Origin of the sequence: Enterococcus hailinensis (assembly GCF_045862035.1) — a bacterium.
GTDB classification, from domain to species: Bacteria; Bacillota; Bacilli; order Lactobacillales; family Enterococcaceae; genus Enterococcus_A; species Enterococcus_A hailinensis.
The window spans coordinates 61533-81728 of the sequence record NZ_BAAFRV010000003.1 but is presented as its reverse complement, the minus strand read 5'-3'; the positions used below and the strand labels follow the sequence as shown (position 1 = coordinate 81728).

The 20196-nt window shown below is 36.1% G+C and carries 21 protein-coding genes and 1 riboswitch; of the genes, 4 read left to right on the top strand and 17 right to left on the bottom strand.

What is annotated here, in order from left to right:
- Nucleotides 1-392 precede the first annotated feature (392 nt).
- A complete protein-coding gene (locus tag ACKTSC_RS03430; RefSeq protein WP_407856828.1) occupies nucleotides 393-1448 on the bottom strand; it encodes a bifunctional transcriptional activator/DNA repair enzyme AdaA in 1056 nt (351 codons plus the stop codon).
- A 206-nt stretch (nucleotides 1449-1654) separates the two neighbouring features.
- Between ACKTSC_RS03430 and xerS the strand changes: the two genes are divergently transcribed.
- Nucleotides 1655-2764, top strand: a complete 1110-nt coding sequence (gene xerS / locus ACKTSC_RS03425; protein ID WP_407856827.1) for a tyrosine recombinase XerS — start codon at nucleotides 1655-1657, stop codon at nucleotides 2762-2764.
- A gap of 105 nt (nucleotides 2765-2869) precedes the next feature.
- Here the strand turns inward: xerS and ACKTSC_RS03420 are convergent, their stop codons facing one another.
- The 3 genes from ACKTSC_RS03420 to ACKTSC_RS03410 form a co-directional block, all read right to left on the bottom strand.
- The gene (locus ACKTSC_RS03420) at nucleotides 2870-3589 is read right to left on the bottom strand and encodes an alpha/beta family hydrolase (RefSeq protein ID WP_407856826.1); all 720 of its coding nucleotides are present in this window, start codon (nucleotides 3587-3589) and stop codon (nucleotides 2870-2872) included.
- A gap of 147 nt (nucleotides 3590-3736) precedes the next feature.
- Nucleotides 3737-4663: an aldo/keto reductase gene (locus tag ACKTSC_RS03415; RefSeq protein WP_407856825.1), complete on the bottom strand. Its 927-nt coding sequence runs from the start codon at nucleotides 4661-4663 to the stop codon at nucleotides 3737-3739.
- 112 nt (nucleotides 4664-4775) lie between these two features.
- On the bottom strand, nucleotides 4776-5642 hold the full coding sequence (locus tag ACKTSC_RS03410; protein WP_407856824.1) for a VOC family protein: 867 nt from the start codon (nucleotides 5640-5642) through the stop codon (nucleotides 4776-4778).
- A gap of 162 nt (nucleotides 5643-5804) precedes the next feature.
- Between ACKTSC_RS03410 and ACKTSC_RS03405 the strand changes: the two genes are divergently transcribed.
- Nucleotides 5805-6116: an ArsR/SmtB family transcription factor gene (locus ACKTSC_RS03405; RefSeq protein ID WP_407856823.1), complete on the top strand. Its 312-nt coding sequence runs from the start codon at nucleotides 5805-5807 to the stop codon at nucleotides 6114-6116.
- Between the two features lie 151 nt (nucleotides 6117-6267).
- On the opposite strand, the gene ACKTSC_RS03400 is transcribed toward ACKTSC_RS03405, so the two are convergent.
- Nucleotides 6268-6831: a TetR/AcrR family transcriptional regulator gene (locus ACKTSC_RS03400; protein WP_407856822.1), complete on the bottom strand. Its 564-nt coding sequence runs from the start codon at nucleotides 6829-6831 to the stop codon at nucleotides 6268-6270.
- A gap of 124 nt (nucleotides 6832-6955) precedes the next feature.
- On the opposite strand from ACKTSC_RS03400, the gene ACKTSC_RS03395 reads away from it, so the two are divergent.
- Both ACKTSC_RS03395 and ACKTSC_RS03390 read left to right on the top strand, forming a co-directional pair.
- Complete coding sequence (locus tag ACKTSC_RS03395) at nucleotides 6956-7858, top strand: NADP-dependent oxidoreductase (RefSeq protein WP_407856821.1); 903 nt, start codon at nucleotides 6956-6958, stop codon at nucleotides 7856-7858.
- Between the two features lie 177 nt (nucleotides 7859-8035).
- On the top strand, nucleotides 8036-8341 hold the full coding sequence (locus ACKTSC_RS03390; RefSeq protein WP_407856820.1) for a hypothetical protein: 306 nt from the start codon (nucleotides 8036-8038) through the stop codon (nucleotides 8339-8341).
- A gap of 467 nt (nucleotides 8342-8808) precedes the next feature.
- On the opposite strand, the gene ACKTSC_RS03385 is transcribed toward ACKTSC_RS03390, so the two are convergent.
- The 12 genes from ACKTSC_RS03385 to ACKTSC_RS03330 form a co-directional block, all read right to left on the bottom strand.
- Entirely contained in the window at nucleotides 8809-9387 is a 579-nt protein-coding gene (locus tag ACKTSC_RS03385; protein ID WP_407856819.1) for an ECF transporter S component, read from the bottom strand.
- A 6-nt stretch (nucleotides 9388-9393) separates the two neighbouring features.
- The gene (locus tag ACKTSC_RS03380) at nucleotides 9394-10368 is read right to left on the bottom strand and encodes a nucleoside hydrolase (protein WP_407855267.1); all 975 of its coding nucleotides are present in this window, start codon (nucleotides 10366-10368) and stop codon (nucleotides 9394-9396) included.
- Between the two features lie 24 nt (nucleotides 10369-10392).
- Nucleotides 10393-10437, bottom strand: a riboswitch (PreQ1 riboswitch).
- A 570-nt stretch (nucleotides 10438-11007) separates the two neighbouring features.
- Nucleotides 11008-11865 (bottom strand): aldo/keto reductase, encoded by an 858-nt coding sequence (locus tag ACKTSC_RS03375; protein WP_407856818.1) that lies wholly within the window; start codon nucleotides 11863-11865, stop codon nucleotides 11008-11010.
- Between the two features lie 43 nt (nucleotides 11866-11908).
- Nucleotides 11909-12889 carry an aldo/keto reductase gene (locus ACKTSC_RS03370; RefSeq protein ID WP_407856817.1) on the bottom strand — a complete coding sequence of 327 codons (981 nt, stop codon included), beginning with the start codon at nucleotides 12887-12889 and terminating at the stop codon, nucleotides 11909-11911.
- A 77-nt stretch (nucleotides 12890-12966) separates the two neighbouring features.
- Entirely contained in the window at nucleotides 12967-13278 is a 312-nt protein-coding gene (locus ACKTSC_RS03365) for a carboxymuconolactone decarboxylase family protein (RefSeq protein WP_071857302.1), read from the bottom strand.
- Between the two features lie 6 nt (nucleotides 13279-13284).
- Nucleotides 13285-13701, bottom strand: a complete 417-nt coding sequence (locus tag ACKTSC_RS03360) for a cupin domain-containing protein (RefSeq protein WP_407856816.1) — start codon at nucleotides 13699-13701, stop codon at nucleotides 13285-13287.
- A 21-nt stretch (nucleotides 13702-13722) separates the two neighbouring features.
- Complete coding sequence (locus ACKTSC_RS03355; protein WP_407856815.1) at nucleotides 13723-14241, bottom strand: flavodoxin; 519 nt, start codon at nucleotides 14239-14241, stop codon at nucleotides 13723-13725.
- Nucleotides 14242-14327: 86 nt separating this feature from the next.
- Complete coding sequence (locus ACKTSC_RS03350; protein WP_407856814.1) at nucleotides 14328-15209, bottom strand: LysR family transcriptional regulator; 882 nt, start codon at nucleotides 15207-15209, stop codon at nucleotides 14328-14330.
- 142 nt (nucleotides 15210-15351) lie between these two features.
- Nucleotides 15352-16185: a diaminopimelate epimerase gene (gene dapF / locus ACKTSC_RS03345; protein ID WP_407856813.1), complete on the bottom strand. Its 834-nt coding sequence runs from the start codon at nucleotides 16183-16185 to the stop codon at nucleotides 15352-15354.
- A gap of 23 nt (nucleotides 16186-16208) precedes the next feature.
- Entirely contained in the window at nucleotides 16209-17507 is a 1299-nt protein-coding gene (lysA, locus tag ACKTSC_RS03340; RefSeq protein WP_407856812.1) for a diaminopimelate decarboxylase, read from the bottom strand.
- 10 nt (nucleotides 17508-17517) lie between these two features.
- Nucleotides 17518-18672, bottom strand: coding sequence for a M20 metallopeptidase family protein (locus tag ACKTSC_RS03335; RefSeq protein WP_407856811.1), 1155 nt, complete (start codon nucleotides 18670-18672; stop codon nucleotides 17518-17520).
- 147 nt (nucleotides 18673-18819) lie between these two features.
- Entirely contained in the window at nucleotides 18820-19782 is a 963-nt protein-coding gene (locus ACKTSC_RS03330) for a bile acid:sodium symporter family protein (protein WP_407856810.1), read from the bottom strand.
- Nucleotides 19783-20196 lie beyond the last annotated feature (414 nt).

Here is a 20196-nt window from a genome sequence, read left to right as displayed (position 1 = left end):
ATGTTTTTTCTAAAAAAATTTTATACAGCACCCTACAGTAAGGGTTTTCATAACGAATCTCCTAAATTTCCTCGGAGAACGTTTTTATAAAGAACATTAGAAGATACAAACGCTGGCAATAGTCTTTAAAAAAATGATAGCGGACCTTAATTTTTTAGTTATCTCATTTTGAAAAACTTTTTGAGAATGAATGAATATGATCAAGGATAAAACCGAAAAATTTTTCTAATAAATTAAGTAATAAATAAGAATCGACAAGTCAATACTGTCCCTAGCTACTTTTTTATTATTTTATAAATAGTTCATTTGCGATATTAATACTTTGATTTTTAATTTAGAATCCTTTTTGCCTAAAGATGATTGTTCAATAAAAAAAGATGATCGAAATAAGATCATCTTTCAGGATTATTCATTTGTTCTAAATTAAGTAAATACTGTTTACGGGCTAACCCACCGGCATAGCCAGTCAACTTCCCATCCTGTCCAATTACTCTGTGACAAGGAATAATAATGGCAATTTTATTCATGCCATTCGCTCTGCCTACAGCTCTGACCTTATTTCGATCTCCCAAACGAATCGCTAATGCTTGATAGCTTCTCGTACTTCCTGAAGGAATCAATTCTAATTCACTCCACACTTTTCGTTGAAACTCAGAGCCATCATAAAATAATGGGATCGAAAATGTTGTACGTGTTCCCGCAAAATATTCATTCAGTTGCTGCTCAACTTTTTGACTAATCGCTGTTCGGCCGTATATACTGCGAAAATTATATTTATTCCGCAGTTTTTCAATCTCTAACTCCAAACCTCGACGATCCTCAAATTCTAATAGGTACAGATAGTCTTCATCTGTTAAGCACAACATTCGGCCTATCGGTGTAGAAATAAATGAAGCCATCAGAGGCTTTGTATTCATTTTCTTAATCGGATTTCCCATAATTTTACTAAATGCATCATTAAACCCGCTGGCTGATTCATAACCAGTATTCAATTGTTGCTCGATTACTTTACTCCCTTTTTTTATTTCTTTAAAAGCAGCCCCCATTCGTCTTGCTCGTGCATATTGGACAAAAGTCATCTGATAAATTTCTTTGAATTTTCTCCTCGCACTAGCAGAATGTAATCCGATTGCTGAAAAATCTTTTTCTTTCCATCGTTTCTCAGGATGTTCTTCTACTGCATTGACTAATAATTGAACTTCTTCCGGAATCATTTGGGGAAAAGAAAGCGACCGACATATTTTACATGGCCGATACCCTGCTAATAAGGCTTCTTGAGCTGTTTTATAAAATTCACAATGCTCAAACTTTGGCTTACGAGCTGTACATGATGCGTGACAAAATATTCCAGTTGTCGTGATACCCGCAAAAAAAATTCCGTCATAGGCTCGATTCTTTGCTTTTAAAGCTTGATAATATTCTTGTTGCTGTTCAAAAGAATCAATCAATTAAAACGCCCCCCTTTATATTTTTAGTTTACTACGTTTTTAATTGTTGTTCTTTCGAAAACTGAACAACTAATTTTTTCCAGTTAAATAACTAAACAACAATACCAAAAACCTTACTATTTAGTTTTAATTTTATATAAAATAACCAATGTTTGACATTTTAAAAAAGCTGTTTTATACTTTCATTTATAAAGGAGCTGGCATAAATGAATCAACAAGAAGCCAATCGGCGAATGGAAGAAGAAATTCAATTCTTTCCTTGGTTTATCCAAAACTATTTTCGAAAAAAAGGTGGAGATCAATATTCATCCATCACTCTTTATGAATATGCAAAAGAATACCGTCGCTTTTTGAACTGGTTGATCCAAGAAGGTTTCTCTTCTGCTGATAAACTTTCAGCCGTCACTTTAGCTGAATTCGCTAATTTATGGCCAGAAGATTTAGAATTCTATAAGGCACATTTAGTGAAAGCACCGAAAATTCTAAAAGAATCAACACAAAAACGTTTGAAAGAAAACGATCAGTCTTTACCCCTAAGACAAAATGCGACTGTTCAACGAGGGATCACTGCTTTACGTTCCCTTTTCAATTACTTAAATGATGCTGTTGATCGCAAGACTGGCAAACCTTATCTTGAAAACAATATGATGGCAAAAGTCGCCAATGTCAAGGACAATAAAACGATGGCTGAACGCGGAGCTGCAATCGAAAAAAAATTATTTTTAGATGAAGAAGCGATCGACTTTCTAGATTATATCGAGCATCGCTATATCGATACTTTAGAGACAAGACAAGCGATCACGGCTTTCAAAAAAAATCAACTCCGTGATCTAGCAATCATCGCGCTCTTCTTAGGCACCGGCATGCGTCTTTCAGAATTAGTCAATATGAATGTTCAAGATCTAGATTTAACTGCTGGCGAAGCACGCGTTTACCGAAAAGGTGGTAAATGGGATATGGTCGTTATCTCTTCGATCGCTCTGGAATTCTTAACGAATTATCTTGCTCAGCGGGAACAATTGTATCAACCAGTTGAAACAGAATCGGCACTCTTTCTGACTCGTTATCGAGGCAAAGCGAAACGTATCGCTAGTGGTGCCGTTGAAGCAATGGTCGGTAAATATTCCGAAAGCTTCAAAATAAAAATATCTCCCCATAAATTACGTCACTCAGTGGCTACTCAACTATACAGCAAAACAAATTCTTTAGTCCAAGTTGCTGAACAATTGGGGCAATCCGGCACATCTGCCACAACAGTCTACACTCATATCGCCGGTAAACAAAAACGCGATGCGATGAATGATTTATGGACCTAAAAAGACAGATCTAATTTCTCTATTTTTTTAGAAAATTGGATCTGTTTTTTGCTATTCATTTTTTGTATATCACTTATTTCAAAAGACGTTCTAAAGGTTCTTTATTTAATCTTTGATTGTTTCTAACCAATCGATCAAATCAGCGGCTACTTGCTGGTTTTGATTATTGATTTCTGATTTTCCATCGCCTTTTTGCTTCCCATAATCACCAAATCCAGCATGGTTTCCGCCAGTAATTTTTTTATAATCCGTATCTTTAGGTAAATAGTTTTTCGCCTCTTGGTAGGACGTTTGATTTAAGACATGATCATTAGAGCCAGTGATAGAAAGAACTGGAATGTCTAGTTTTTCTAAACTTCCTTTTTCATCAGGATAACTAGCTAAAAAGAAGACCCCTTTTAAATTTTTACTATGTTCCTCGGCAAAACGACTCGCCATTACACCGCCCAGTGAGTGTCCTCCAACGATATATGATCGATTCGCATCTTTTGCTAATACCTTTTTGGCACTATTAGGTGACAATACAGCTAGATCTAGCGGCATCTTCATGATATACACGGAATACCCCGCTTCAGCAACCGCTTCTGCCCAAATACTATAACTTGTTGGGTCTACTAATGCACCTGGATAAAAAATAATAGCAGGATTATTTTGATTTTTTACCGGAAAGTACAACCAATCATTCGTTACATTCGCTTGTTCAGCAGAACTTTGTGCTTGTTCACTGGCAGAATATGTCTGGGTACGCAAATAAAAGATACTTCCTAAAAGAATTACTACAATACCCACTAAAATCCCTAAAAGAATTTTTTTCCATCTTTTCATTTATTGACTCCTCCCTTACTCTATTTAACTGAATAAAATTTACAACTATTTCAGCTTTATCTATCATACATGATAAAAAATATTTTTATAACTAAATTATTTGCATAAAAAAAGCGTGCTTGGTTAACAAGTACGCTTTTTTACAATTTACTTAAATGAGGCGAATACAGCATCAATTTTTTCATATTCCGTTTCACTTAAAGAAATTTCTGTTGCTTTGACTAATCCCTCCACTTGCTCGGCATTTCGAGCACCTGGAATCACTGTAGCAATATCAGGATTTTTCATATACCAAGCTAAAATAATTTGTAAGACTGTTGCTTCATGAGCTTCAGCAATCTCTTTTACAATAGCTAAACATTGAATGATCTCTACAAATTGCTCTTTAGAAAATTTATCAAATTTTTCGTAATCTGCTTCAGAATATTTTCCAGTCAATAAGCCAGACGCCAAAGGAAAATACGGCACAAAAGCAATATTATTCTCACGTAAATATTCAAACAACTGGTCTTCAGCTTCACGGTGAATCAAATTATAATGTTCTTCTACGATATCTACTAACCCATCACGATTGGCCTCTTTTAATTGCTCAAAACTAAAATTAGAAACGCCCACTGCGCGAATTTTTCCAGCTTTTTTCAATTTATCTAGCGCAGCTACAGCTTCTGCTTTATCTGTTTTTTCATCTGGAAAATGAATATAAAAAATATCGATATAATCTGTTTGAAGGCGCGCTAACGCTTCATCTACGGCTTTGGTCAAAAAAGCCGGATCATTCGTTACTTTTAAATCATTAGCTGGGTCTTGTGCCGCTTTGGTTGCAATAATGACCTTGCTTCGAGCGTATTCCTTGTATTCCTTTAAGACTTCCCCAATAATTTCTTCTGAGCGACCTAATCCATACACATAAGCTGTATCCAACAAAGTAATTCCTGAATCAAGTGCTGCTCTTACTTGATCATACCCGTTTTTTTCGTCTAAATTCTCAAATAGATTATGCCCACCAACCTTATTGGTACCCAGTCCTAATTTACTGACAACAACTTCAGAATAGCCAATTTTACTAGTCTTCATCGCTTATCCCTCCACATATAGTTAATGTATTCAATAAATTAACCACATAAAGAAAAATAAATCAAAACATCGACACTTTAACTTAGGTTTAATGCTAAATCTAGTTAAATAATTATTTTACTTCGATTCGAATCAAAATACCATTGGGATCATTTAGAGAAAGACTTTGATTGGTTTCTGCATCAAAACGTGTAGCGGTTGCTTTCAATTGTTCTTTTAACTGGTCAAAAGCTGTTTGATTAGGAACAACAAAGGTATAGTAGGCCAAACCTAAATCATTTTCTTCCATTGCGGGAATATTATTTCCCATCCAAATGTTCGAACCAATATGGTGATGGTAGTCGCCGGCAGCAAAAAATTTAGCTTGAGCGCCAAAATCAGAAGTGCGAGTCAGACCTAAGATATTAGTATAAAAATCGTCGGTCTTTAACAAATCCGAAACTTTTAAATGGACATGACCCACTGTTGTTCCCTCAGGAAATGATGCCGACTTACGATCTGCTGCAGCAAGTACCCCTTCTGCATCCATCTCGATAGTAATCCCTATAATATCGCCATTCGGACGAATATCCCATTCACTTCTTGGTTTATCATGATAAACTTCGATGCCGTTACCTTCAGGATCTGTTAAATAAAGGGCTTCACTATAACCATGATCACTAGCGCCTTGTAGTGGTGCTTGTGTTTCTAAATAATGATACAAAATATTTCCTAAATCTTTACGAGATGGTAATAAAAATGCGACATGAAAAAGACCCGTTTTTCTAGCTAACGGCATAGGATTATCAACTTTTTGCAGTTCTAACAATGTCTGATCGGCTACTCCTAAACTGGCTGTATTTCCATTTTCCCCTAGAACAGTCAAGCCAATGATTTCAGAATAAAATGCGGTCACTTTCTCAATATTTGCTACTTTAAGGACTACTTTTCCAATTGTAGTTTTTGAATCGATTTTAAAATTTGCTGTAGTTACTTCCATCATAACTCCTTCTTTCTAAAAAAATAATCTATGTATTACTTTAGTATACTTCTAACTAATAGTAAGTAAAATTAAATGCTTAGCTCATTCTTCATTTTATAGTTGAATTGGTTCCTAATATTAATTGCTTTACATATCGAATTTTAGCGATATAACAAATTTATGGAAAATATTGAGCTATTTAAAGCTTTAGCGAATGAGCATCGCTTACAGATTCTTTTTTGGTTAAAAAATCCTACTGCTTATTTTGTTCATGATACAGATGTTGATATGGTCGAAATCGCTTTTTGCGTTGGTGAGATTCAGAAGAAACTTGGCTTAACACAATCAACGACTTCCCATTACCTTTCGATTCTACAAAAATCAAATTTATTGATTACTACTAGAATTGGCCAGGTGGTGAAAGCATTCAAGAGCTACACACTGGCCGCTTTGATATGTTTTATAAAAAGTAAGTTTTGCTTTACTAGCTAAACTGTACAAATAAACACCGTTGAACTTCTTTTATTGTAGAAGATCAACGGTGTTTTTAGCTATTTAGTGAACTTAATTTTTTTAGACCATTATTAGCTATGATCTCTTTATACCATTCAAAAGAATCTTTTTTATTGTGAATGACACTAAGTCAATTATCTTCTGATTCAGTAATCAATTGCTGATACTTTTTCCAAACTATTTCCATACTGCTTGAAAAATCAATTTCTTCATTTTTTAACCATTGTTGAAAGGCTAATTCAAAAATTTGAAAGACCATCCCTACTGCCAATTCGATTTCTATAATTTCAAATTTAGTTTTTAAAATAGCCACTTGATTACATATACGTTTCTTCATTTCCTGCATTTTTAATAGCTCTCGTTCTATTAAATCGGGATGTTCTTCAATAATTTTAGACCGCATCAGAGTACGATTTCTATTTTGATCAAAAACTTTGACCTGCTTCAAAGAGTGCATCAATAAATTGATTATGGAAGATCTTTCTTCATAATTTTCATTAATATATGCCGATACTTCTTGATACAACGGATTATCTCGTTCAAACAAAACATCTGCCTTGTCTCTAAACTGTCTAAAAAATGTTCTTTCCGTAACACCAGCAAGCGTAGCGATTTCTTTGATCGTTGTTGGGTCGTACCCTTGACTCATAAATAACGACATTGCCGCCGTTTGAAGTTTCTCTTTACTTTTCATGACTGTTCCCCTCCTAAAAATGTCACACTACGACATTTTCATTGACATATCGTCTTGACTGTTCTAAAACACCCTCGATGTCAGTTTATGACATTTTATCAAAATTTAAAAGGAGAATCAAGATATGAAAACTTTACAATATAATGACTTTGGCGGACTTGAAGTTTTAAACTTAATCGAACTTGCTGAACCGACTGTAACAGCAGAAACAATCAAAGTAAACGTAACAACTATTGGTCTTAACCCTATGGATTGGCTTATTATGTCGAATAAAGAGCTTGCAACAAACTTTGGTGTTCAATTACCACAAATTTTTGGATATGATTTTTCGGGTATCGTTACCGCTGTCGGTCCTAAAGACTCAATGTTTAAAGTTGGTGATCGTGTTTTTGGTTCCACTATGACAGGAAGCGCCGCAGAATATATTTTAGTTCAACCAAATCAACTTTACTTAACACCCGATGCGGTTTCAGATGAGGTAGCTGCAACAATAGCAATTGCTGGCGCTACAGCCATTGATGCTGTAAATAAAGCAGCGATTACAAAAGATGATACTGTTCTGATTGGGGGAGCCGCTGGTGGTGTTGGAATTTTTGCAATCCAATTAGCAAAAATAAAAGGCGCAAAAGTCATAGGTACTGCTTCAAATGCCACAAGTAATTTTCTTTCTTCTTTAGGAGCAGAACAAATTAGTTATGGTCCTGATTTGGCTAAACGTTTAGCTGATAAAGGTATTACTGCTGCAATCGATTTGTATAGTCATGAAGCGTTAGATGCAGCCATTGAATTAGGTATATCGCCCCATAAATTATCGACTATCATTGATTTTCCGGAGCCTCCAAAAGGCGTATCTTATGCCACCGGTTCAAATATCACACCAACAGATATGGAATTGGTTATCCATGCGGTTGCTTCTGGAAAAATTCAGGTTCCGATTGAAAATAATTTTCCAATAGAAAACTTTAAAGAAGCGATTGCGACTTCTATGGCTCGACACACACATGGAAAATTAGTTCTTTCATTTTAACTATCTATCCCAATTGTTAACCTTCTTAATTACATCAGAAAGCATGCGGTGAAATAAGAATCGCTCCATATTTTGTCTGTCGTTAATTATTGGATAGAATAACCGCTTTTATATCTCAAACACCATTTACAAAGCGCTTTCATTATTCTAAAATTGTTTATGTAAGGGAGGGAAACCATGAAAAATTTATGTTTTGTATTAACAGTCAGTTCTGGTATCAATTATGGGTCAATTTCATCAGTACCACTGATCAAAAACAACGAAGACTTAAAAGAATACTTCTCAGATGACTACACTGTTTCGACAAATTATATCAAAGACAAGGACAAAGTAGATTATTTAGTCGTTCCTGATCCGTTTGTTCCTTTTGAAAATGAAAATGACCTTCCCATCATCAAAGTACCGGCGAGGCTTTTTATGACTAAAGATTTTAATGCAATAAAAAATTGCATTGAAGAGTACTTTGATAAAAATCCAACCTAAAAATACAAGCGCTTGTTCGCTTGTATTTTTAGAGTCATTCGCATTAATAATAGTTCCGTGAACAAAAAAAGGCAGTACTTATTGATATTTTTGACTGCTAGCCTTTTAGAGAATCACACAAATGCTAAAAATATCGTCAAAATGAATGTCTACTTAACAAATGCTGATTATTTAGGTCCACTTAGAAAAGGATTAGGTAATTTTTTATAGTGAGCATAAACCAGCCATGACATTGGTGATCGTAGCCGGCTTGGTCCATCCTAAGTTCAAGGTAGAAATCGATAGCATCGTAGCAATCAAATAGTCGTTTTAGACACATATCAATGTGTCTCTTTTTAACGAATTTTTTTATCGCTGGTTTCTTTCACGTATAGAAATACATGTTTTCACGAGTAAAACGAACTAAAATCATTAAACTAAAAACTCTTAAACCATAGATATTTGTCTATGGTTTAAGAGTTTTTAATTTATGAATTACTTAAAAATAAATTTCGTTTAGGTAATATTGCTACTACAGCAATTACGACCATCACAGATAATAATCGATCCAAATAATCGGTTCCAATCTGAACTAAAATAACACTCATCGTTTGAGTCATGCCTAATCCGTTTAATACTTGAACGATCAGGCTTGAACCTGACGAGGTAATTCCGCCAAATAAATAAACTGTAATAAATGAGGATACTAATGTGCCCGGAAATGAAAGTAAAAATGCTAAACCGGGAATTTTCCATGATCTTTTTTTGATCAACTTCCCTTTTAATAAAAATCCTGCAAGTAAACCGGTAACAATTTGTACTGGTGAATAATATAAAGAGAAAATATCTGTCGTGATCCCACTTAATAAACCACCTAAAAGTCCTGTAACAAGACCCACGATTGGGCCACCGATCGCTCCTGCAAATATCGTCCCGATACTATCAAGATAAATCGGTAATCGTAAAAGCAAGGCGATCGATCCTCCTAAAAAATTGATCCCGATACATAAGGCCATCATCGTTACGATTCTAACATTTATTTTTGGATTATTCGTAGTGCGTTTCATCTATCATCATCCCATCTGAAGTTTTTCTAAATCTGATTCGATCGTTTCTTTTTGTGCATTTAAAAGAACGGTCAAAAACTTCGTGAAGAACTGACGAGAATCGACAGCTGTTAAAATTTTACTATTTGGTGCTTTTTGCCAAAACTGATGACGATCAACTAATGTCTGACCTAAACTGATTCCTTGGGTCTCTACAACTGTATAACTTTCAAACCCTTGACAAAGAGAATCATCGATAAAGTAGGCCACGGCTAATGGGTCATTGATGACACAGCCCAAAATACGTTCTTGTTTCCAATGAAAATCAAAATAAAACCGTGTGATCGCTGCTAAAAACTGTCCCACTTCAGGATTCATTTGACAACAATATTCAAGAATCGTTGGTGTAAAAACAATTTCTCTCGTAACGTCGAGCCCTACCATTTCGACCAACTGGCCAAGTTTTTCAAATACTACGGCTGCCGCATCTGGATCACACCAATAGTTATACTCGCCAACCGGCGAACAATTCCCATGACTTTTATATGCGCCGCCCATCGTTACAAAGCGCGCCATATTTTTTCCTAACGACTCATTCAACAACAATGCTTGCGCAATATTCGTCAATGGTCCTAGCGCAATAACAGAAATTTCTGTTGGTTCACTAAACGTTTGAGCTAAATATTTTGCGGCAGATAACTGTTCCACAGCTTTGCCACTGTGAATCAAAATATCAGATTCGCCCAGACCATCGATTCCATGAGTATCCTGCGCACTGACGAAATCACGTTTGAGCGGCTGTTCAGCCCCCTGAAAAATCGGGATATCCAAACGATTCAGCCGTTCTAAACATTTGATTACATTTTTTGAACCCAACTCGACCGGAACATTTCCGCAAACAGTAGTAATTGCTACTACTTCAATCTCTGGCGATTGAATCGCTAACAAGAGCGCTAACATATCATCAATACCAGGATCGCAATCAATAATTACTTTTCGCATTATTTCCAACCTCCAATCTATGAGAGATACTTAGTTTTTTTACCTGGGAAGTTTACGAACCAGTCCAAGACATTGTCTTGATTTAAATGCACGTTGTTAGTATACCATTTTGAAGGGTCTTGTAAATATTAGAATGTTAGCCTAGTTACAAATAAAAAAAGTAGCCTGAATTAAAAATCAGACTACTTTTCCAATTTAAGATAACAAAAATCGATTATTTACTAGTTTAATTTTGAGATTATTTCTCTCATTTTTTGTTCTGCTTCTATATGGACGAAATGCAGCTTGACCCTCAACTACTTTTTCAATACTAGTTAATGTATCCAAAGGCGTCACTTTTTTTCCATTGAAATAGCCAGTATTTAAAATGTAGCAATCCGTTTTTTGACTTAGAAATAATACATGTATCTTCAGTAACCAAAATCTTATTCCCAAATTCGTCTAATGTGACCCTAACATTTTGATAGGTCAAATAATATTTGATAGCCTCACTTCTCATTGGGTAATCCTGTGTCTTATCAATCTAACTATGTGTCAGAGAATTGTGATTGAAAATTAATCAGACTATTTATTAAAGACAAAAGACCTTAAACATGCTTCTAATGTTTAAGGTCTTTTGTCTTTAAACTGTTTATTTTTTTATTTCTTATTATAAACTGGAAAATTACTTGATTCCCCATAATTATCAATCGCTTTGATCGCATTCAACGTCTCAATATCAGCTTTTTCTAATTGAAAATCTAACTCACCGTTTGCTTTGATATGTTCTTTATTTGCTGATTTTGGCAAAGGTAATAATCCTAATTCAATACAGTAACGAATAGCTAATTGTGGAACACTGACGTCATATTTTTCAGCCATTTTCTTTAATTCAGGATTTTTTAATAATTCACCATGTCCAACTGGAGAATAAGCTTCTATTAGAATATCTTTTTCTTTACAATATTCGATCAGATCAAAAGGCACATTAGAAATATGAGCTAAGATTTGATTGACCGCGGGTTTTATCGTAGCATGATCCAAGATGTTTTCTACGTCATGTTGATTAAAGTTTGACAGTCCGATAGCTTTAACTTTACCAGCTTTTTGGGCATCTTCTAACGCCTTCCATGCTTCAACATTTCCAGTATCGTAATTTGCTTCTCTGAATTCCGCCCATGGTTGTGGTGCATGGATGATCATTAAGTCAATGCTGTCTAACCCTAGTTTTTCTAATGATTCATCGATAGAATGTGCAGTTGTTTCATAAGTTTTATGTTCCGCAGCTACTTTACTGGTTAGAAAAATTTCAGAACGTTTAATTCCAGAAGTCCGTATGGCTTCACCGACCCCACGCTCATTTTCATATGCTTGTGCGGTATCGATATGACGGTATCCGATTTCAAGTGCGTCTTGCACTGCTTGAACAACCGCTTCATCATCGATCATCCAGGTCCCGAATCCCACCTTAGGAATGTTGATGCCACTATTTAATTGATATTTTTCTTGTAAAATCATTTTAATTTTCTCCTCTCATTACGCCTAACTAATTCTTATTACGCTATCCATGTCCCACAATCGTATGTGGAAGATAAGGTTCTTCTAAATAAGCGATATCTGTCGGACTAAGCTCGAAAGCTACAGCCTCAACTACATTTTCAATATGTCTCATTTTTGTTGCCCCGACCACTGGTGCAGCAACTGGTTGTTTTTGTAAAAGCCAACTTAAAGCAATATTTACTCGATTTGTCTCATATTTATTCGTCATTTCCGCCACTCGATCAATGATGAGTTGATCCTGATCAGCAGTCAAATCATATTTATTTTTTTGTATATAGTCCGTTTGACTGCGCGTTGTTGTTTCGGTTTTACCTCTGATCAATCTTCCTGAAGCTAATGGACTATACGGTGTCAAGGCAATTTTTTCTGAAAGACAATATGGGATCATTTCGCGCTCTTCTTCTCGATAGATAAGATTCAAATGATTTTGCATGGAGACAAATTTTGTCCAACCGTTTTTTTCAGCAATCGTATTTGCTTGTTGGAACTGATAAGCAAACATTGATGAAGCACCGATATAACGGGCTTTACCACTTTTTACGACATCATGAAGTGCTTCCATGGTTTCCTCGATTGGCGTATTGTAATCCCAACGATGAATGATGTACAAATCAACATAATCTGTCTGAAGTCTTGCTAAACTTTGATCTATTTGAGCCATGATCGCTTTCCGAGACAAACCTTGTCCATTAGGACCCTCAAACATTTTTTGCTGAACCTTAGTTGCCAAAACAATTTCATCTCTTTTAGCATAATCTTTTAAAGCTTTTCCTACTATTTCTTCACTTCGACCAAGAGAATAAACGTTAGCAGTATCGAAAAAATTGATCCCTAATTCGAGTGCTTTTTTTATCAGTGGGCGGCTGTCCTCTTCTTCCAAGACCCACTTATGAATCCAGTTTTTTGGATCACCAAATCCCATTGAGCCTAAGCAGATCCGCGATACATCCAATCCAGTATTCCCTAATTTCGTATACTCCATGATCGTCTCCTCTCGATATTAAAGCTTCTTGATCTAAATCTTAAATGCTGTATTTTTAGAATTCAAATTAAAGAAATTTATTCAAATAGCTCTTTTGCTAGTGAAAAAGCACTCCATGCTTTCGGCCATCCAACATAAAAAGCTAGCTGGGTGATCAACTCCACCACTTCTTCTTTTGTGACACCATTTTGTTTAGCAATTTTCAAATGGGCTTCCAGTTGTGGTGCACCCATAGCTAAGAGTGCAGAACAAGTGATCATGCTTCGATCATGAGCAGATAATTTTTCTTCGCGAGCCCAAACTTCACCAAATAAAACATCATCATTTAAAGCGGCGAATTGGGGTGCAAATTCTCCTAATTGCTCTCTTCCAGCTGTTTGTTTTTTCAAGCTGATCTACTCCTCTTCCAATTTATCGTACACTTCATCGCTAACAGGTTCTAGCCATTCTGGAGTTCCTGCTGTAATTGCCAAATGTTCAAACCAACTATTTTTTGCTGCCCCATGCCAATGTTTTACACCATCATGGGTCACGATTACATCGCCAGCTTGAAGAAACTGCGCTTTTTTGCCTTCTTCTTGATACCAGCCTTCACCGCCAATGACTAATAATAATTGATAACCATCATGATGGATATGCCAATTATTACGACACCCTGGTTCAAACGTCACATTACCTACACCTACATTAATCTCTGGATCAGCAATCAATGTTTTCAAATAACTTTGTCCAATAAAATATTTAGCGTAAGCATCATTTTTTTCACCACTAGGAAAGATAATTCCATTTTTTACTTCTTCATATTTTGCCATTTATTTTCATCCTTTCGTAGATCACTGATTAATATATTCTATCAACCAATTACTGATCGCTAAATCAGCTTTCTCGACCCGGGAGCCGCAGACCGGTAAACCTGTATGGACAAACGCTCCCGAACAATCTCTTTCTAAATCTTCAATACTTGAGCCCATAGCACTGCCCTCATGGGTACAAAATGGATAAATTACTTTGTCCTCCCAATCGTTAGCTTGGATAAAAGTTTTGATAATTTCAGGATAACTCCCCCACCAATTGGGAAAGCCTAAAAAAATTGTTTGAACTTTTTTTAAATCCAGAACTAACGGTCGATACTCGACTGCTTGAGCTTCTTCCTTCTCTAGCTTTGTTTGTTTGAGTAAGCGATTATATTCTTTGGGGTAAGCCCGCTGGGGAATTAACTCAAACATGGGAACTTGCAATTGTTCATTGATTTTGAGTGCTAAAAATTTTGTATTCCCAACTAAAATCGTTTGTTTTTTCCCACGGATAAAATTCTCTCCTGATTTTGAGAAAAAAATAATAACTGTTTCCATGATTCCTCCTAAAAAAGCGCCTTACAATGACTAAATCCATTGTAAGGCGCTCCGTACTATTCGTCTAATTCCTATTATCAATACCTCTATACCTGAAAAGCATGTTTGAATCGTTTAATCAATTCTTGAACTAACGGGGTTTGAACTCTTTTTTTCCAAACTAAGACGCATTGTGTTTTTACTTCTGGATTCAAGGGTAGAAAAACGAGGTTTTCTGCTTGTCGATTATACAGCGCCCCTTCAATAGCAAAAGCTGCTCCTACTCGATTTTCGACTAAAGGTAATATATTGAACAGCAAATTATAATTTCCAATAATATTCAGCTCATTTAAAGTCATGCCTGACCAAGTGCACAACAGTTCTTTTACTTCTTGACGATTTGAACATAAGAGCGGCATACCTTTGATATCTTCAGAAGTGATTTGATCATTTTGTGCAATGAATAATTCGTTGGAAACGACCACTCCCCATTTTTCTTCTCTCGGAAGTCTCAGCTGTTCTACTTCATTTAATATTACTGGCTCTAACAATACGGCTAAATCTAAAATACCTTTTTCTAATCGATCGACGATGTCATCGCTTGTACCAGTGACTAAGTTAAATTTGACTTGAGGATAGTCGCTGATCAATTCTTCGATCATCATTGCTACCGTGTCTGAATTATCTGCCTCGACACATCCGATTGAAAAATGTCCGCTCAATTGTTCATTTCTTCGATCAAAAAACGCTTGTTCTAATTTTTCATCTAAACTGAGGATTTCTTCCGCTCTTTCTTTTAAGAATAGACCATCAGCAGTTAAACTCAATTTATTTTTTTCGCGATTGAACACAGAGGTTCCAAGCATTTCTTCCAATTCTTTGATTTGCCTGCTCAATGTTGGCTGGGTGATATTCAATAATCTAGCCGCTTTAGAGATATTGCCTTCTTGAGCAACGGTCCAAAAATACCGTAAAAGCCGTGTTTCCATGCTGCACCTCTTATCATGTTATTTTAGCACTGACTATCTATTTATCATATTTCTCTAAAACTAAATAATCAAGTACGCTAATTTCCAATAACACAAAAAAACTGTAACGAATGAAGAATCCCTCGTTACAGTTTCTTTAGTTTTAATTTGTCGTTAAATCTTCATCTAAAATGGTTCCCTTAACAACTAGATTCGTATCTCCGATCAGATACAGCTCCTCTTCCTTGATCATCACTTTCAGTTTTCCACCTAACACTTCGACATTGACTGGATTTTCATTGATCAATCCTTTTTTTGTTAATGCGTAGGCAGTTGAACCGGTCCCTGTCCCACAAGCTAGAGTGAAATCTTCAACACCACGCTCGTACGTCCGTTCAATAACTGTTTGGTCAGCTAAAATATCATAAAAATTGACGTTCGCTCCTTTGACAAAAGCACTGTGATTTCTCAATTTACGGGCAAAATCAAAAATAGTCGTAAGCTCAGTTTGTGCTAGATTGGGCAAGGCAACAACTAAATGTGGAATTCCAGGATCACCTAATTCAACATAATCAACAGTTACTTCCTGACCATCGAGCTCAATTTTTTTATCTGCTTCAAAAATCGTCGGTGAGTTTAATTGTACTCGATACGTTCGCTGATCAAGTCGTTCCGCTGGAACCGTTCCAGCAATGGTTTCAATCAGCATATATTCCTCAGCTAGCCCTTGCTCATAGGCAAGTCGAGCCACACATCTTGCGCCATTTCCGCACATTTCAGCTTCTGATCCATCTGCATTGAAAAAACGAGCATAAAAATCGCCTTCGCCACGAGGTGCTTCGATCACGATCAATGTATCAGCACCGACTGAAACACGGCGTGTACAAACACGTAACGCAAATTTTGCCAATTCTTCACTTGAAAAACCTAAAGGCTGATTGTCAATCAAGATAAAATCATTGCCTGCACCTTGCATTTTATAAAAAGGTATTTCCATTTTCCCACCTCGTTCACTAACTTTTATTTTAAAGATTCTGGAATCACTTCATTTTGGATGATTTGATCTAAAGTCTGCCTTTTCACGATAACTTCTGCTTTACCATTTTTTGCTAAAACAACCGCCGGAATCGCTAATTTATTATAATTACTGGCCATTGAATAGCCGTAAGCACCCGTAGAAAAAGTAGCAAAGATATCTCCTGGTTCTATAGCTGGTAAGGCGATATCTTTCACTAAAATATCTGTGCTTTCACAAGCTTTTCCCGATATAGTAACGATTTCTTCATTTGCTTGATCGATTTTATTAGCCAAAACACCTGTGTATTCTGCTTCATAAAGACCTGGACGAATATTATCCGTCATCCCACCATCAATACTGACATATTTTCTTAATCCAGGTAATTCTTTGATCGCGCCGATTGTATGCAGACTAATTCCCGCTTCAGCCACAATACTACGACCTGGCTCGATCACGATCGCTGGTTGCGGATAATTTTCTTGCTCACAAAAAGCCAACACTTTATCCATCATTGGATCTGTAAAATAATTAAAGGGTTTAGGTTGATCTACATCTGTATATTTGACACCAAAACCACCGCCAAAGTTCAATTCTTTGATCGTATAATCAAAACGTTCTTGAACCAGTTTTACTAAATCTAAGGCAATATCTACCGCCGCTAGATGGGCTTGATGATCAAATAATTGACTACCTACGTGAAAATGAAACCCTAAAAAATGAACTTCTGGTGTCTTGATTGCTTGTTCGATTTGTGGAAATAAAATGGATTCATCGATGGGAATCCCAAATTTTGAATCTTTTTGACCAGTAGAGATGAACGAATGTGTCGTTACATTCACTTCTGGTGTAATCCGGAATAAAATATCGACGGTCTTTTGTTTTTCTTTTGCGATTGCCGCGATCAAGCCAACTTCTTGTAAACTATCCACGATGATTCGACCCACACCATAATCGATCGCCAACTCTAATTCTTCGATCGATTTATTATTTCCATTCATTTCGATTCGTTCTGCTGGAAAATCGGCTTTGATCGCCGTATATAATTCTCCATCAGAGACAACATCTAAAGAAAAGCCTTGCTGCTCAACAATTTTTAACATCGCTAATGTTGAAAAAGCTTTACTAGCGAATGCCACACGAGCATTCTTATATTTTTGAACAAAATTCTTTTGTAACTCATGACATTTTTCTTCAATTTGTGTTTGAGAAAATACATAAAGCGGTGTGCCAAATTCTTTTGCCAGTGCTACTGTGTCACAGCCAGCCCAAATTAAATGTCCGTTATTTGTTTCAAATTCCATGTTTAGCCTCCTACGCTTCATTTAAACCAGCAATCAAATTGATATACGTTTGAACGCCAAGTAATAAATTCACTTCATCAAATTTCATTTTTCCGCTGTGCAACGGGTACGTATAACCTTTCTCTTCATCACGGATACCCAGGAAGAAAAACATTCCTGGAATTTCTTGCTGATACCAAGAAAAATCTTCAGCAATTAAATAAGGAGGCGTTTCAACATAATAATCGGACGCCACTTTTTCTAACACCCGAACCATCGCAGGATCATTATCAACAATTCGATACATATGATTGAACTCTACGATCGCCTCACAGCCATAACCTTTAGCAATTTCTCCCGCTAATAATTCCACGCGACGGACGACTTCATCATAAACGCGATCATCAAAAGCTCGCATAGTTCCGTGAAGAACCACTTCTTTTGCAACGATATTCATCGCCTCTCCACCATGGATCGTTCCAAAGGTTAAAACGACATTATCCAGCGGACTGATATTTCTTGCTAAAATACTATTTAAACCAGTGATGACACCGCCAGCCGCCACGATCGCATCTTCACCTAGTTGCGGTTGTGCACCATGAGTGCTCACACCTTTTATCGTGATCGTTACTTCAGCATTTCGAGCCATCATAGCTCCAGGACGGCAAGAAATTTTTCCAGCAGGAAGATCTGGGAATACATGAAGACCCACGATTTGTTCAACCCCTAGTTTTTGTAAAATACCTTCCTTCATAATTAGTTCAGCGCCTCCGGGCCCTTCTTCTGCTGGTTGGAAAACAAAAACAAGTGTCCCTTGGATTTTTTCAGGATGCTGATGCAAATACGCAAGAAAGCCTAATACAGTAGCCATATGACCATCATGACCGCATGCATGCATTTTTCCTGGTGTTTTTGAAGCAAAATCATAATCAGTTTGTTCTTCTACCGGCAATGCATCGATATCGGTTCTAAAAGCTAACGTCTTGCCAGGTTTATTGCCACGTAATACAGCAATCGTTCCTGTGCCCAAGACTTCATATGTTTCTGTTATACCAAATGAAACCAGTTTTTCACGTATATATGCAGCCGTTTGATATTCTTTTAATCCAAGTTCAGGGATTTGATGCAATTCACGCCGCATCGTCGTAACTAATCCTTCTAATTCTTTGACTTCTGAATCGATCATGTATTCCACTCATTTCCTATATATATTCTGAGAATAGTGCTCTTTAGATTAAAATCTAATTGAGAGTTTCTCATATTATAGTACAGAAATGAGTTGCGGTCATTAATTTCTTGCTTTATTTGTTAACAAGCTGAAAAAATAATTAAATCAATAGCTTTCTGGTGCTTTATTTACTAATTTATTTTTATCATGATTTCTCCACCAAGAAGAAAGGATTGAACCTGAAATGTTATGCCAGATTGAAAAAATAGTCGAAGCAATCGCCGCTTGCGGTACAAAAAATTTCATAGCTAATGTTGCACCCAAGGCGGAGTCTTGCATTCCAACTTCAAACGTGATGGCTTTTTGTTGTCGTAAGTTTAAATGGGTCGCCTTAGCAAATACAAAGCCTAACAAATAGCCAAAAAGATTATGCAGCATAACCACTGGGATAATTAACAGACTAGCTTTATTTGTAAACTGAGCATGATTTGCAGAGAAAACCGCACAGATAATCGCAAGTATTGCTACTTGAGAAATCAAAGGTGTTACGTGGTTTACTTTTTCGACCTTTTTACCAAATAGCGTATGAACTAAAACACCTAGTACCACTGGGATCAAAACGATTTTTAGTGTATTTAAGAACATGGATAAAGCTGGGACCTCGACGTATTTTCCGGCTAAGGTTGAGACTAATAATGGAATCATGACCGGTGCTAAAATGGTCGATAATAATCCAATCGAAACATCTAAGGCAACATCACCACCCGCTAAAAAGGCCATCACATTGGAAGAAGTTCCTGAAGGACAAGACCCAACTAATATTACTCCTACAGCCGCTGCTCCTTGCAAATGAAAAAGATGGACTAAAAGAAATGCCATTCCCGGCATAATGATATAGTGGGCTACCGTTCCTAAAACAACTGGAACAGGATGCTTCCCGATTCGTTTAAAATCTCCTACATTCAAACTTAATCCCATTCCGAAAAGAACAACCATCAATAAAATCGATGTGTGTGGTGCAATTGACAATCCTAAAGATGGAAAAAAATATGAAAATAAAGCCACAATAATTACCAATACCGTAAAGTTTTTTGATACAAATTTTGTCAATGTTTCGAGTGTTCTCATTTGAATTCCCCTTTTCTTACATTTAATTTAAAACATAAAAAAGCATCCCACTATAGAAATGGGATGCTTGCTGAATCCCATTTTCAAAAGCAAATAGGACTTTAACGATGTAAAAAATCTACTCGTTCTAAGTCCTGATTTTAATAATTAAAATGACGACAGTTGTTAGTTGCTTTTGATTCATAATAGAGACTCCTTATTTTTTAGATTAAAAATAAAATGTTTTTTGATTAAATGTTTCTCACAATATAAAACTGCTTTATTAGATTGTCAATCATTTTTTGAAATTTTCTGAAAATTAAATTCAAGAGTACTCCGCTCAGTTATTATGGCCTTTTATTGAAAATATCATGAGATTTACGTTGGCTTTCATTAACAATTGCGCTATAATTCTAATATTAAAAACCTTTTTAG

What these genes read in the sequence shown, in the direction of transcription:
- ACKTSC_RS03360 (WP_407856816.1), bottom strand. Translation starts at nt 13,701, where the DNA reads ATGGCAAAATATGAAGAAGTAAAAAATGGAATTATCTTTCCTAGTGGT.
- xerS (WP_407856827.1), top strand. Translation starts at nt 1,655, where the DNA reads ATGAATCAACAAGAAGCCAATCGGCGAATGGAAGAAGAAATTCAATTC.
- ACKTSC_RS03370 (WP_407856817.1), bottom strand. Translation starts at nt 12,889, where the DNA reads ATGGAGTATACGAAATTAGGGAATACTGGATTGGATGTATCGCGGATC.
- ACKTSC_RS03420 (WP_407856826.1), bottom strand. Translation starts at nt 3,589, where the DNA reads ATGAAAAGATGGAAAAAAATTCTTTTAGGGATTTTAGTGGGTATTGTA.
- ACKTSC_RS03415 (WP_407856825.1), bottom strand. Translation starts at nt 4,663, where the DNA reads ATGAAGACTAGTAAAATTGGCTATTCTGAAGTTGTTGTCAGTAAATTA.
- ACKTSC_RS03355 (WP_407856815.1), bottom strand. Translation starts at nt 14,241, where the DNA reads ATGGAAACAGTTATTATTTTTTTCTCAAAATCAGGAGAGAATTTTATC.
- ACKTSC_RS03335 (WP_407856811.1), bottom strand. Translation starts at nt 18,672, where the DNA reads ATGATCGATTCAGAAGTCAAAGAATTAGAAGGATTAGTTACGACGATG.
- ACKTSC_RS03375 (WP_407856818.1), bottom strand. Translation starts at nt 11,865, where the DNA reads ATGATTTTACAAGAAAAATATCAATTAAATAGTGGCATCAACATTCCT.
- ACKTSC_RS03385 (WP_407856819.1), bottom strand. Translation starts at nt 9,387, where the DNA reads ATGAAACGCACTACGAATAATCCAAAAATAAATGTTAGAATCGTAACG.
- ACKTSC_RS03405 (WP_407856823.1), top strand. Translation starts at nt 5,805, where the DNA reads ATGGAAAATATTGAGCTATTTAAAGCTTTAGCGAATGAGCATCGCTTA.
- ACKTSC_RS03390 (WP_407856820.1), top strand. Translation starts at nt 8,036, where the DNA reads ATGAAAAATTTATGTTTTGTATTAACAGTCAGTTCTGGTATCAATTAT.
- lysA (WP_407856812.1), bottom strand. Translation starts at nt 17,507, where the DNA reads ATGGAATTTGAAACAAATAACGGACATTTAATTTGGGCTGGCTGTGAC.
- ACKTSC_RS03330 (WP_407856810.1), bottom strand. Translation starts at nt 19,782, where the DNA reads ATGAGAACACTCGAAACATTGACAAAATTTGTATCAAAAAACTTTACG.
- ACKTSC_RS03395 (WP_407856821.1), top strand. Translation starts at nt 6,956, where the DNA reads ATGAAAACTTTACAATATAATGACTTTGGCGGACTTGAAGTTTTAAAC.
- ACKTSC_RS03380 (WP_407855267.1), bottom strand. Translation starts at nt 10,368, where the DNA reads ATGCGAAAAGTAATTATTGATTGCGATCCTGGTATTGATGATATGTTA.
- ACKTSC_RS03400 (WP_407856822.1), bottom strand. Translation starts at nt 6,831, where the DNA reads ATGAAAAGTAAAGAGAAACTTCAAACGGCGGCAATGTCGTTATTTATG.
- ACKTSC_RS03350 (WP_407856814.1), bottom strand. Translation starts at nt 15,209, where the DNA reads ATGGAAACACGGCTTTTACGGTATTTTTGGACCGTTGCTCAAGAAGGC.
- dapF (WP_407856813.1), bottom strand. Translation starts at nt 16,185, where the DNA reads ATGGAAATACCTTTTTATAAAATGCAAGGTGCAGGCAATGATTTTATC.
- ACKTSC_RS03410 (WP_407856824.1), bottom strand. Translation starts at nt 5,642, where the DNA reads ATGGAAGTAACTACAGCAAATTTTAAAATCGATTCAAAAACTACAATT.